Origin of the sequence: Paraconexibacter sp. (genome assembly GCF_041602235.1) — a bacterium.
Taxonomy (GTDB): domain Bacteria; phylum Actinomycetota; class Thermoleophilia; order Solirubrobacterales; family Solirubrobacteraceae; genus Paraconexibacter.
Genome location: NZ_JBFIGP010000088.1, coordinates 1 through 12,784 on the forward strand (window position 1 = coordinate 1; position 12,784 = coordinate 12,784).

The 12,784-nt window shown below is 72.6% G+C and carries 11 protein-coding genes; 5 read left to right on the plus strand and 6 right to left on the minus strand.

The features are described 5' to 3' along the window. The 5 genes from ABYE80_RS09230 to ABYE80_RS09250 form a co-directional block, all read left to right on the plus strand. Positions 1-588: helicase-related protein (locus ABYE80_RS09230; RefSeq protein WP_372789985.1), on the plus strand; the 588-nt coding region annotated here is incomplete at its 5' end. An 87-nt stretch (positions 589-675) separates the two neighbouring features. Then, positions 676-1,791 (plus strand): hypothetical protein, encoded by a 1,116-nt coding sequence (locus ABYE80_RS09235; protein WP_372789986.1) that lies wholly within the window; start codon positions 676-678, stop codon positions 1,789-1,791. A 57-nt stretch (positions 1,792-1,848) separates the two neighbouring features. Beyond that, positions 1,849-2,307, plus strand: a complete 459-nt coding sequence (locus ABYE80_RS09240) for a peptidylprolyl isomerase (RefSeq protein ID WP_372789987.1) — start codon at positions 1,849-1,851, stop codon at positions 2,305-2,307. 318 nt (positions 2,308-2,625) lie between these two features. Further along, positions 2,626-4,512: a kelch repeat-containing protein gene (locus ABYE80_RS09245; protein ID WP_372789988.1), complete on the plus strand. Its 1,887-nt coding sequence runs from the start codon at positions 2,626-2,628 to the stop codon at positions 4,510-4,512. A gap of 83 nt (positions 4,513-4,595) precedes the next feature. Then, positions 4,596-6,152 (plus strand): aldehyde dehydrogenase family protein, encoded by a 1,557-nt coding sequence (locus ABYE80_RS09250; protein WP_372789989.1) that lies wholly within the window; start codon positions 4,596-4,598, stop codon positions 6,150-6,152. 6 nt (positions 6,153-6,158) lie between these two features. Here ABYE80_RS09250 and fabI read toward each other — a convergent pair whose 3' ends face one another. The 6 genes from fabI to ABYE80_RS09280 all read right to left on the minus strand — a co-directional run. Beyond that, on the minus strand, positions 6,159-6,968 hold the full coding sequence (fabI, locus tag ABYE80_RS09255) for an enoyl-ACP reductase FabI (RefSeq protein WP_372789990.1): 810 nt from the start codon (positions 6,966-6,968) through the stop codon (positions 6,159-6,161). Continuing rightward, a complete protein-coding gene (gene purE, locus ABYE80_RS09260) occupies positions 6,947-7,453 on the minus strand; it encodes a 5-(carboxyamino)imidazole ribonucleotide mutase (protein ID WP_372789996.1) in 507 nt (168 codons plus the stop codon). The genes fabI and purE overlap by 22 nt, the downstream gene beginning before the upstream one ends. A 23-nt stretch (positions 7,454-7,476) precedes the next feature. Further along, positions 7,477-8,652: a 5-(carboxyamino)imidazole ribonucleotide synthase gene (locus ABYE80_RS09265; RefSeq protein WP_372789991.1), complete on the minus strand. Its 1,176-nt coding sequence runs from the start codon at positions 8,650-8,652 to the stop codon at positions 7,477-7,479. After that, on the minus strand, positions 8,649-8,972 hold the full coding sequence (locus tag ABYE80_RS09270; protein ID WP_372789992.1) for a P-II family nitrogen regulator: 324 nt from the start codon (positions 8,970-8,972) through the stop codon (positions 8,649-8,651). The genes ABYE80_RS09265 and ABYE80_RS09270 overlap by 4 nt, the downstream gene beginning before the upstream one ends. A gap of 2 nt (positions 8,973-8,974) precedes the next feature. After that, positions 8,975-11,515 (minus strand): DUF2309 domain-containing protein, encoded by a 2,541-nt coding sequence (locus tag ABYE80_RS09275; protein ID WP_372789993.1) that lies wholly within the window; start codon positions 11,513-11,515, stop codon positions 8,975-8,977. After that, positions 11,512-12,784: proton-conducting transporter membrane subunit (locus tag ABYE80_RS09280; protein WP_372789994.1), on the minus strand; the 1,273-nt coding region annotated here is incomplete at its 5' end. The genes ABYE80_RS09275 and ABYE80_RS09280, both read right to left, overlap by 4 nt.

Sequence of the window (12,784 nt, forward strand, 5' to 3'; positions counted from 1 at the left end):
GACGGCGTCATGCTCGGCTTCAAGGGGGGACGGGTCCCGATCCTGGTCGCGACCGACGTCGCCTCGCGCGGACTCGACATCTCCACCGTGACCCACGTCATCAACTTCGACGTGCCGACGTCCCCCGACGTGTACGTGCACCGCATCGGCCGCACGGGTCGCGTCGGACGCAGCGGTCGCGCGGTGACCTTCGTCGAGGCGCGCCAGGCCGGCGAGATGTCCGCGATCGAGGCGCACATCGGCACGAAGATCAAGCCGTGGGAGCCCGGCGCGGCCTCGGAGCCCACGCCGGTGAAGGTCGACGAGAAGCCGCGCCGCCACACCAAGCCGAAGCTCACCGAGCACGGCGACCAGCCGCCGGTGACGCTGCTCGCCGGGATCGGGACCCAGGACGGCGTCGAGGTCCGCGACGTGGTGCGGCACGTGACGAAGCTCACGGGCCTCGATGGCGAGGTCGTGCAGGACGTCAAGGTGCTCCAGCGGTTCACCCTCTTCAAGGTGCCCGGCGCCGAGGTGGACCGGGTGCTGGAGGAGGTCGACGGCTCCGAATTGCGCCGCACCACGGTCCGCGTGCAGCGCGCCGCCTGACGGACCCCGTCCCGGACGGTTCGCGGTCCGGGGGCACCCGCCAGGTGTGCGTTGCCCCACGCGGGCGGGATGTGCGACCCTAGTGGTGTGCAGCCCGTCCTCGCAGAACGTGAGGTCGTCGCCGAGCCGACGGCTTCCGCCGAGATTCCGCCGCAGGGCCCGGGGTCGTCCGACCCGAACCTCCGTGAGCCGTCGCCCGAGGCGACGGCCCGCCTCTGCGACACCTGCAACGCCACCATGGAGCCCGAGCAGGACTGGTGCCTGGAGTGCGGTACCGCCGCGCCGGGCCGTCTGGGCTCGCGGGCCGGGTGGCGGCCGATGGCCGCGGTCGTCGTGCTCACCCTCGCGCTCGTGGGCGGCGCCGTCGCCGCCAGCTACGCGGCGTTGAGCGAGGACTCGAAGATCGAGGCGGGCAGCAGCGTCGCCCAGGCCGATGCTGCACCCGTCCCGCAGGCACCGCCCGCGCTGCCGCCGGCCTCTGCCGCACCGGGTGCGGCGACACCGGTCGCGCCGGGCGCCGTCGCGCCCACGGATCTGCCGAAGGTGCCGACCCCGCCCAGTGCTTCCGCCGCGCCCTCGGTCCCCATCACCCCGAGCTCGCCGATCGTCCCGAGCCCGCCCGTCACCCCGGTGACCCCCTCGTCAGGCGGCAGCTCGCCCGGCACGTCCGGTGGAAGCGGCGGCAAGGGCGACGCCAAGGAGGAGGACGACACGTCGTCCACCACGAAGTCGCCCGTGGACATCACGCTCGGCGCCGATGCGGTCTCGATCTACGACCCGTACACGCGCGTCTCCGTCAAGGGCGACCCGGCCGATGCCTACGACGGCAGTCGCGACACCACGTTCCGCATCGGGACCCCCGACGACGGCAAGCCGATGGGCGTCGGCATCGTGATCGACCTCGAGAAGACGACCGCGGTGCGCGGCGTCGAGCTGGTGACCGACACGCCCGGCTACCGCGTGGAGATCTACGGCGCGTCGTCCTCGAAGCTGCCGCCGGACATCCTCGATGCCCGCTGGGAGCACTTCGCCGACCGCTCGAAGGTCGACCAGGGCAAGAAGGACGGGAACATCCCCGGCGACGACAAGGACCGCATCTCCCTGAACGGCGAGCGCAAGACGCGCTGGCTCGTGCTGTGGATGACGACCCCGCCGGTCAAGAGCCCGCTCGTCCGGATCAACGAGCTGAGCCTCTTCCGCTAGGTTCGGGAGCTGCGCGCCCCCTGCGGGCGCCCCCGATCCCCACGACCGAGAGGCACCGTGATGTCCACCGCCACCATGAACACGACCGAGGGCGAGATCGTCTTCGAGCTGTTCGACGCCGACGCCCCGAAGACCGTCGAGAACTTCAAGAAGCTCGCCGGAGAGGGCTTCTACGACGGGCTGATCTTCCACCGCGTCATCAAGGACTTCATGATCCAGGGCGGCTGCCCCCAGGGCACCGGTACCGGCGGTCCGGGCTACACGTTCGAGGACGAGTTCAACGACCACAAGGTCGTTCGCGGCGCGCTGGCGATGGCCAACGCAGGTCCCAACACCAACGGCTCGCAGTTCTTCATCGTCACCACCGACGCCGCGCCGTGGCTCGACGGCAAGCACACGGTGTTCGGCCAGGTCACCTCCGGGATGGACGTCGTCGACGCCATCGAAGGCGCCGAGACCGATCCGCGCGACCGCCCGGTGGAGCCGCTGGGCATCACCACCGTCACGCTGAGCTAGTCGCGACGGCCGCCGTGGTTCGAGCCGCCCCGTGGGTGGCTCGGGTCGCGGGAGGGGTCGCGCCCTGAGGGTCGCCGCCAGGGGCCGGTTGACAGATTTTCGGAGTACCGCGTACGATTCCGCTCGCCGCGGGGGGAGGCGGTGCGTCGGAGCGGTGATCGTCGTGGCGCTGGTCGGGGACCGTGCCGCTTGTCTCAGGGGGACGGTGTGGTGACTCGGTCTGGTGGTGGCTGGTCGTGGACCAGCCACATGTGTTCTGTGCGACAGAGAGCGGGGTCCGTCGCGTGCGGCGCTGCGCTGCTGGTCGCCGGAGCCTTCGTGGCATCGGCCCACGCAGCCGGAGGCGGCTTCGCCGACACCGGCGGCCTCGTCAGTGCGAGCGACGGTCACACCGCGACGCTGCTCCAGAACGGTCAGGTCCTGGTCACCGGTGGAACCCGGTCCAGCGGGGGACAGAACACGCTCGGGATCGTGTTCGTGCATCGGCGTGCCGAGCTCTTCGATCCGAGCACCGGCGGGTTCACGAGAACCGGCGACCTCGGTGCGGGCCGTCGTGGGCACACCGCGACGCGGTTGCAGACCGCAGAGGTGCTCGTGGCTGGTGGGGGCACGTTGAGAGCAGAGCTGTTCGACCCTGACGCAGGCGCGTTCGTCCCGACCGGCGACCTCGGCACGCGCCGGGAGGGCCACACGTCGACGCTGCTGAACAGCGGACGGGTGCTCCTGGCCGGTGGGGGCTCGGAAACCGCGGAGGTGTTCGACCCGGTCGCCGGCACGTTCGGCTTCACCGGGAGTCTCATGACCCCTCGCAGCCGGCACACAGCAACGCTGCTGGCGGACGGCAGGGTGCTCGTCGTCGGTGGGAGCGACGCAGCCGGCGAGCGGCTGGCGAGTGCGGAGCTGTTCGATCCGGCCGCGGGCACGTTCACGCCGACGGGCAGTCTCACCGTGGCCCGCGAGGCGCATACGGCGACGCTGCTGAGCGACGGCAGCGTGCTCGTCGTAGGTGGTACCGGTGCGTCCGGCGTCAGCCTCGCGAGCGCCGAGGTGTTCGATCCCGCCCTGGCCGGGTTCAGACCCGTGGGTGGGCTCACAGCCGCCCGGAGCGGTCACGCCGCGACGCCGCTGAGGGGCGGCAGGGTCCTCATCTCCGGTGGGGGGACCGCCGGCGGCCCGGCCTGGATGACCGGCGCAGAGGAGTTCGTGGTCGCCAAGGGCACGTTCACACCCACCGGCAGCCTCGGAGTTGCTCGAACCCGACACAGCGCGACGTTGCTCGACGACGGAAGGGTCCTCGTGGCCGGGGGTATCGGGGATTGCGCTTGCGGAGAACCGCGATGGAACTCGCTTGCGAGTGCAGAGGTGTACAGCGCGAACACCGGTGTGTCGGTGGCGGACGCGCGCGTGGTGGAGGGGACCGGCGATTCGCCGGGTGTGGTGGACGTGACGGTGTCGTTGGATCAGCGGCATCCGGATGCGGTTCGGGTGAGGGTCTCGACGGAGTCGGGGACGGCGGTGTCGCCGGCGGACTTCGAGGCCGTGGATCGAGTGGTGGAGGTCCCGGCGGGCGCGTCGAGCGTGAAGGTCGGGATCGCGGTGGTGCGGGACAGCGTGGACGAACCGGACGAGACGTTCACGGTGCGGCTGAACGACGTTGCTGACGCGTCGCCGGGTGTGGCGCCCAACGCGGTGCTGCTTCGTGATCGGGCGACGGTGACGATCGCGGACGATGACGAGCCGGCACCGGCACCGGTGTCGCCCGCGGCTGCGGGGCCTGCGAATCCAGGACCCGAACCAAAGCCCGCGCCGCCCGCGTCCGAGCCGCCGGTGGCCGCTCAGGGCGGCGTGCCGCTCGCATCGGCGGCCGAGATGCAGCTCGTGAGCGCGCCTGCGTCGGTGGTCGCGACCGCGCTCGGGCTGCCGTCGCCGCGTCGCTGCGAGAGCCGCCGGCGGTTCTCCATCCGGGTCCGTGAGCCGCGCGGGGTGCCGTTGGCCTCGGTGGCGCTGACGGTGCAGGGCAGGACGGTGCGGATGCGGCGCGTCGCGGGCCGGTTCGTGGGGACGGTCGACCTGCGGACGTTGCGCAAGGGGGTGTACGCGGTGACGATCCGGGCGCGGACCCGGGCGGGCCGCACGCTCGTTGGCAAGCGCACCTACCGGACGTGTGCGGCGACCGCCGAGCGGCGCGGTGGCGCGAAGCGCTGACGACGCTTTCGGGCCGCCCGGCCAAGACCCGCTACCGTTAGGGTTGACACGTTGTCGAACGTCAAATTCGGAGAGGGTTGGACATGGCGAGCGTCGAGGACCAGGTCGTCGAGACCAGCGGGAACGGGAACGGAACGGCGGCGGTCGCCGCAGACCAGATCCCGGTAGAGAATCCGGCCACGGGCGAGGTCATCGCCCATGTCCCCGACGTGAGCGCCGCCGAGGTCGCGGAGATGGCCCGCAAGGCGCGGGCTGCGCAGCCCGCCTGGGAGGCCCTGGGCTTCGAGGGACGCGGACGCGTCCTCAAGCGGATGCAGAAGTGGGTCCTGGACAACAGCGACGAGATCATCGCCGTCATCCGTTCGGAGACCGGCAAGACCTACGAGGACGCGCAGCTGGCGGAGATCTCCTACGGCGCCTCGGCGTTCGGGTTCTGGGCCGACAACGCGCCGAAGTACCTGGCCGACGAGCGGGTGAAGTCCGCGAACGTCCTGGTCGCCGGCAAGAAGCTGATGATGCGGTACAAGCCGCTCGGCCTGATCGGCGTGATCGGCCCGTGGAACTACCCGCTGACGAACTCCTTCGGCGACTGCATCCCGGCCCTCGCAGCCGGCAACGCGGTCATCCTCAAGCCGTCGGAGATCACGCCGCTCACGAGCCTCAAGCTGCTCGAGGGCCTCAAGGAGTGCGGCGTGCCCGAGCACGTCTTCCAGGTCGCGACCGGTCGCGGTGGCACCGGTGCCGCCCTGACCGACCAGGTCGACATGATCATGTTCACCGGCTCGACGGCCACCGGGAAGAAGGTCATGGCCAAGGCGGCCGAGACGCTCACCCCGGTCTCTCTGGAGCTCGGCGGCAAGGACCCGCTGATCGTGCTCTCCGACGCCGACCTCGAGCGCGCCGCCAACAGCGCCGTGTACTGGGGGATGTTCAACGGCGGGCAGACCTGCATCTCGGTCGAGCGCGTCTACGTCGAGGAGCCGGTCTACGACGAGTTCGTCGCGAAGGTCACCGAGAAGGCCAAGGCGCTGCGCCAGGGCGCCGGTGACATGGGTACGGCGGACGTCGGCTCGATGACCTTCCCGCCGCAGGTGGACATCGTCGAGCGTCACGTCGAGGACGCGAAGGCCAAGGGCGCCAAGGTCCTCGTCGGCGGCCACCGCGGCAAGGGCGGCGGCTACTGGTTCGAGCCGACCGTGCTGGTGGACGTCGACCACACGATGGAGTGCATGACCGAGGAGACCTTCGGTCCGACCCTTCCCATCATGAAGGTGGCCGACGCCGAGGAGGCCATCCGCCTCGCCAACGACTCGCCCTACGGGCTGGGTGCGTCGGTGTACGGCAAGGACGTCGACCGGGCCGAGGCGGTCGGACGCCGCCTCGAGTCGGGAGCGGTGTGCATCAACGACTCGCTGGTCAACTACACCGCGCTCGAGTTGCCCATGGGCGGTGCCAAGGCATCGGGCCTCGGCACGCGCCACGGGGCGGGCGGCATCCGCAAGTACTGCCAGCAGCAGGCGATCGTCGTCACCCGCTTCGCGATGAAGAAGGAGCTCTACATGTACCCCTACAAGGGCCGCAACACGAAGCTCCTCGGTCGCGCCCTGAAGTTCCTCTACGGCCGCGGCAAGCGCGACTGACACCGATCACGGCATGACGGGCTCCGCTGCGACCGACGCCGGTCGCAGCGCCCCGGCCATGGCGTGATAGCCGCCGTCGACGTGCAGGATCTCGCCCGTGATGGCACGGGCGTGATCCGACAGCAGGAAGCACACCGCGTCCGCGACCGGACCGGGATCGCGGGCGTCCCACTGCATCGGCGCGCCCGTCTCCCAGGCGTCCAGCAGCTTCTCGAAGTCCGGGATGCCCCCGGCCGCGCGGGTGAGCAGCGGTCCCGCCGCCACCAGATTGGCGCGGATGCGGCGCGGGCCGAGGTCGCGTGCGAGGTAGCGGTTCACGGACTGGAGGGCCGCCTTGCAGACGCCCATCCAGTTGTAGACGGGCCACGCGCCGCCGCCGGCGTCGAAGTCCAGTCCGACCAGCGCGCCGCCACGATCGGGTGCGAGCTCCGCGAGGATCCGTCCCAGCGACGCGTACGAGAACGCGCTGGTCTGGAAGGCGAGGTTGACCCCGTCCGGATCGGCGGCGAGGAAGTCGCCCGCCAAGGCATCGCGGGGCGCGAACGCGACCGCGTGCAGGATCCCGTCGAGACCCCCGAGCTCCCGGCCGACGTGGTCCCGCAGCGCCTCGAGGTCCTCCTGGTCGTTGACGTCGAGGTCGACGATCGCCGCTGCGCGCGGCAGTTGGGCGGCGGCGGTCTCGGTCAGGACCCGGTCCGCCGGACGGGTGGTGAGCAGGACCTCGGCGCCCATGCGCTGCGCGCGCTGCGCCACCGCGTACGCGATCGAGTCCGTGGTGACGATGCCGGTGATGATCAGGCGCTGGTCGATGAGCATGGGGTTCCTGGTTCGGGGGAGTGGACGAAGCGGACGCGAGCGTCCTTGGCACGCGCGGTGTCGGCGAGATCCGCCTGGGCCTGCACGACCGCGGCGCGCAGCGCCGGGTCCGACAGGGCGAGCATGCGGGCGGCGAGCAGCCCGGCGTTGCGGGCGCCGCCCACCGCGACCGTGGCGACCGGGATGCCCGCGGGCATCTGCACGATGGACAGCAGCGAGTCGAGGCCGTCCAGGTGACGCAGCGGCACCGGCACGCCGATGACGGGGAGCGGGGTCGCCGCCGCCAGCATGCCGGGCAGGTGGGCGGCGCCACCGGCGCCGGCGATGATGACCTGCAGTCCGCGACCGGCCGCCTCGTCCGCGTAGTCGAGCATGTCGTGCGGGGTGCGGTGGGCGGACACGACACGCAGCTCGTGCGGCACGCCCAGCTCGACCAGGGCCTCGGAGGCGGGGCGCATCGTCTCGAGATCCGAGTCGCTGCCCATCACGATCGCGACCAGCGGCCCGCTCACGACCGCTCTCCGGTCAGCAGTTCGACGGCGCCGCGAGCTGCGCTGCGTGCCGAGTCGTGGTCGCGCCCGCACACCGTCACGTGTCCGAGCTTGCGCCCGGGGACGGCGGTCTTGCCGTAGAGGTGGACGTGCGCCCCCGGCACGCCGAGCGCGAAGCCGAGCCGCCGCGCAGGGTCGCTGCCGTCGTCCGGGCCGACCACGTTGACGGTCACCACGGCGGGTGCGCAGAGCGTGGTCGGACCCAGCGGCCAGCCGAGCACCGCGCGAAGGTGCTGCTCGAACTGCGACGTCGCGCAGCCCTCGATCGTGTAGTGGCCGGAGTTGTGGGGGCGCAGCGCGACCTCGTTGACCATCAGGCCGTCGGCGGTCACGAAGAGCTCCACGGCGACGAGGCCCGTCGCGTCGACGCCCTCGACCAACACGAGCGCGAGCTCCCTCGCGGCGGCGGCGAGGTCCTCGTCGACCCTGGCCGGGGCGATGATCTCGCGGCACATCGCGTCCTCCTGGATCGTCTCGACGACCGGGTACACGGCGGTCTCCCCCGTCGTCGAGCGGGCGACGAGCACGGCGAGCTCGCACGTGATGTCGAGCCGTGGCTCGACGAGCACACCACCCGGGTGGTCCGCCAGCACCGCCCGGGCCTCCTCGGCGTCCGCGACGGTGAAGACCCCGCGACCGTCGTAGCCACCGCGCGGGGCCTTGGCGATCAGGGGCCAGCCGTGCACGGTCGCGAACGCGGTGACCTCCGCGACGGTGCGGGCCAGCTCGAAGTCCGGGACCGGGAGTCCCAGGGCCGCGAAGGTCCGTCGTGCGTGCAGCTTGTCCTGGGCGAGCAGCTTGGCGGCCGGATCGGGCACCACGCGCACGCCCGCCTGCTGGAGGGCGGTCAGGTGGGCCGTGGGAACCCGCTCGTGGTCGAACGTCACCACGTCGCTCCCCGCCGCGAGCGCCATCAGGCTGTCGAGCTCCGTGGCGGCGCCCTGGACGCACCGGGCACCGGCGCCGACGGCCGGGGCCAGCGGGTCCTCGGTGAGGACGGCCAGCTCCACGCCGAGGGCGATCGCCGCCTGGTGCGTCATGCGGGCGAGCTGGCCACCGCCGACCATGCCGACGGTGGGGCCGATGGGACGCGTCGCGGTCCCCGGGCGCGAGGCGAGGCTCTGCGCGCTCATCGGAAGTACTCCGGCCGGCTCACGTAGGTGTCCGAGACGAACATCACTCCCGAGGCCTGCTCGAGCAGCGGGCGCAGCCCCGCGAGCAGCCCCGCCGCGCGATCGTCGGGTACCACCGTGATCAGCAGCGCGAGCGTGTCGCGCTCGTTGAACAGGAGGTTGCCCTGGTGGTAGCCGCCGTGGCCGAGCCCGGAGACCCCCGAGACGCTCGTGAAGCCGCTGGCCCCCGAGGTCTGGATGAGCTCGCGGACGGCCGGCACCTCGGTGCCGCCGACGACCACCTCGATCTTCGTCATCTTCGTCAATCCGTCGTGGTCCATGGTTAGGCCTGGTCCTCTCGTGTCCAGGGCTGCCATCCCCGCGGGGTGTGGCGCAGCCAGGGGTCGGTGGGGTGCTCGCGGGCGGCGAGCGCCACCCAGTCGTTGCCGAACAGGTGCTGCAGGATGGTGTTGCGCGCGACGATCTCGTCGATCCGCTCGAGCGGCGCCTGGACCGCGGCCAGCAGGCGCATCGGCTCGTGGACCAGCCGCGTCCCGTCCGCGACGGACTGCCAGGGCAGGCCCAGCTTCAGGTCGCCGTCGTGCCCGGCGAGCACGCCGATGCCGCCGACGACGTTGTGGATCGTCTTGCTCCCGGCTCCGTGGACGACCGGGTCGACGGTCGAGAAGTAGTACTGGCAGGAGATCCACTGCGCGACCACGAGGGGCGCGGTCAGGATCGTCTCCAGGGCGCTCCCCTCCGGGTCGACGTCGGCCTCGTAGGAGTGCAGGAAGCACCGCCGGCCGAGGTCCAGGCCGCGGGTCATCGCCCGTGGCCCGACGATGAACGCGGCGTTCCCGGCCAGCCCCCACTCGGGGAAGACCTGGGCCCAGTCGGTTCCGCGCGTGCGCACGTGCCGGGCGGCGCGACCCGGCGTCGCGCCGCTCGGAGCGCCCGGCAAGGTCTGCGACCGCTCGGCGCTGAGCCGGCGCCCCGCCTCCCGGAGGTCCGCCTCGAGGTGCGCGACGTCGTCGTGGTGGGACTCCGGCACCAGGTGGCGATCGAGCAGCGTCACGCGATCGGATGCGGTGTCGTGCTCGGCGGCGACGAACCAGGTGTCCTGCGGGATCGCGATGCCCTTCGCGGCGAGATGCTCGCGGACGTCGTCACCGTTGAGGATCGCCGCAGCGGTTCGGGCGTTCGGTCCGCCCGCGTTGCCGCCGCAGGCCCCGCAGGCGAGCGCGGACTCGTAGGGGTTGTTCTCGGTCGTGCTGCCGTGCCCGCAGAGCACGACGACCCGACCGAAGTCCTTGGTCAGCCCCATCATCGTGAGCGTCGCCTCGGCGACGAGCGCGCGCTCCTGCGCTCCGAACGACTCCTGCGGCACGACGACGGTCGGCGCGGGCGGAGCGGCACGGCGGTGCAGCCTGTCGCGCAGCGCTCCGTAGGGTCCGGCGGCCATCGTCTTGGCGGCGGCCAGCGGGCCGCTGGCCCAGCCGGCGGCCTCGGCCAGCGCGAACGGGCTGATCAGGTCGTCCTTGGCGGCGTGGAACCCGTCCTCGACCCCGCTCAGCGCGCGTTGGCCCGCGAGCTGCCGGTCGGCGCGGGCCTCGTCACCCGGAGCCGGCACCTCGTGCACCTCGTTGCGCGGTGACAGCAGCACCGGGCACAGCGCGCTCGGGCGGCCTCCTGCGAGGTCGTGGTAGCGGATCGCCACCGCGAAGAACCCCGCGAAGCCGAGTGTGTCGTAGTCACCGAGACGCTCGAGCTGGCGGCGCAGGCCCTCGGACCGCGCGTCGATGCAGCACACGAGCTGCGCGGCGGGGCGCGCTTCCGAACGCTCCGGGAGGGGCCGCGTGAGCGCCCCTAGCAGCCGGTCGCGGTAGTGGCCCTCGTAGGCCTCCTGCCACATCAGCTCGCGGTCACGCGCGGGCAGCAGGTCGAGCACCTGCGCGACGGCGTGTACCTCGGCGTCCTTGGGCTGCGCGGTGTCGAAGGTCGCGATGGCCGCCCGGGCGCGGGCCTGCGTGGTCGGGTGACGGTCGGCGAGCGGTTGCGGGTCGGCCGTCGCCGCGACGGGGGTGTCGAGCAGCGCCCGCTCGTAGCTCAGACGCAGCGCCAGGAGGTCGACGAGCGTGATGTCCTCGCCCTGGTCGGCGTGCCAGCGGACGTGGGAGGACCAGCCGGGAAGCCGGGTCAGATGGGCGCGGAGGTACTCGGCGCGATGCTCATCGGCGACCTCCAGCACGCTGAGGGCTTCGAGGACCGCGTCGTCGGCCCGGCTCGGGAGGGTGCGCAGGGTGCCGCGCACCGTGGCCGGGACGGTCCGGTCCTGCGGCGCGAGCGCACGCCACGCGGCGTAGAAGCCGCGGTCGCGCATCGGCATCGACCAACCGGCCTGGCCGGCGTCCAGGAACGCCGCGCACCACTTGGTCGTCTGGGCGTCGATGACGTCGGCGATCTGCGGGTCGACCTGCTCGGACAGCGTCCGGACCCCGCGGGCCGGCGGACCGCTGACGGGGCCCTCGAGCAGGTCCGCCAGCAGGAGCTCACGGGCCGGGACGCTCCTCCCCGCGAGGCCGACGGCCGGGGCTGACAGCGCCTGCGGGTGCCGACGTGCCAGCACGCCGAGGAGGTCGGCACTCGTGATCCGTCCCGCCGCGTGCGCCTCGCGGTAGGTCGTCAGGTCGAGCGTGCCGCGAGCGCCCAGCGCGCCAGCGGCCGTCTCGATGGCGTCGCCGAAGGGCTTGTCCTCCAGGCCCCCCAACGGGTTGACGGCGATGAAAGTGCCCAACGGCCAGTTCGGCGCGAGCACCTTCGCGGCGAGCGAGACGTCGGCCCGGAGCAGGGCCCGCTCGGCGCTGCGGTCGGCAACGAGGGTCATGAGTGGCCTCCTTCGGACCGGGGGATGAGGATGCCCGGCCAGGCCGCTGCCTGCCGGGGGGGTGTGCGCCGACGGGTAGGCCGGCGACCGAGGTGGCCCGCTCCGAGCGCCCAGACGTAGAGCTGCTCGTGCGCGCGCCGGGTGTGACGCTCGAACCGCGGCGCCCTGATCAGGCTGAGCGCGCCGCCGATGGCGAGGACCGGCAGCAAGGCCCAGGCGCTGACGGTGTCCGTCCCCGCAGCGACCAGCGAGGGGTCGAGGAACCCGGTCGCCGTCCGCAGGGCACCCAGGTAGGCCAGGGTGGCGATCCCGAGTGCCGGCACCAGCGCCAGGGTCCCGAGCAGCGAGGGCGTGCGCCGCAGCCATCCCCAGGTGAGGGCGGCGCCGGTGGCCCAGGCGAAGATCAGCAGGGCCGTGCCGCCGTGACCGTGCAGGGGCTCGGCCGGCAGGAGGGCATCGCCGAGCACGATGGCGCCGGCAGGCAGGGCGGCGGCCAGGGCGATCGCGCGGAGCTGGGGGGCCCCGGCGAGGGCCGGACGCGGCGGCGCCTTCAGATGGCGCGCGTGCCGTCGCATCGCGCCGCCCGAGCCGAGGAAGAGCGTGGACTTGTACAGACCGTGCGCGACGAGGTGGAAGATCGCGGCGCCGAAGGCCCCGAGCCCGCAGGTCATGACCATGAACCCCATCTGGCCCATCGTGGAGTGGGCCAGCGCGCCCTTGACGTCGGGCTTGGCGAGCATCAGGGCGGTGCCGTAGATCGCCGTGGTGGCCCCGACCGCGAAGGCGAGGTGGGTCGCGGCGGTCGAGGCGCCGAAGATCGGGCTCGTGCGGACGAGGAGCACCCCGCCGCCGTTGATCATGCCCGCGTGCAGGAGCGCCGAGACGGGCGTGGGCGCGGCGATCGTGGCGGGGAGCCAGCTCTGCAGGGGTACCTGGGCGGAGCGGGCCATCGCCGCGACGACGAGCAGCAGCGCGACGATCGTGATGGTCGTCGGGTCGGCGGGGTCCGGGAGGCCCGCGGTGGCGAGCGCGCGGAGGTTCAGGTCGCCCCAGGTCAGGACGGCGACGGTGACGGCGGCCCAGAGCGCTCCGTCACCGATGACGAAGGCGCGGACGGTCCGCCGGACGCCCTCGTCGGCGGCGGGGAAGCCGCGGTAGAGCGCCAGGAGCGCGCACAGCGCGACGCTGCTCAGCGACCAGGCGAGCGCGAGGCCGACGAGCGTCGCGGAGGCGACGGTCGCCGCGGTCGCGGTGGTCAGCAGGCCGGCC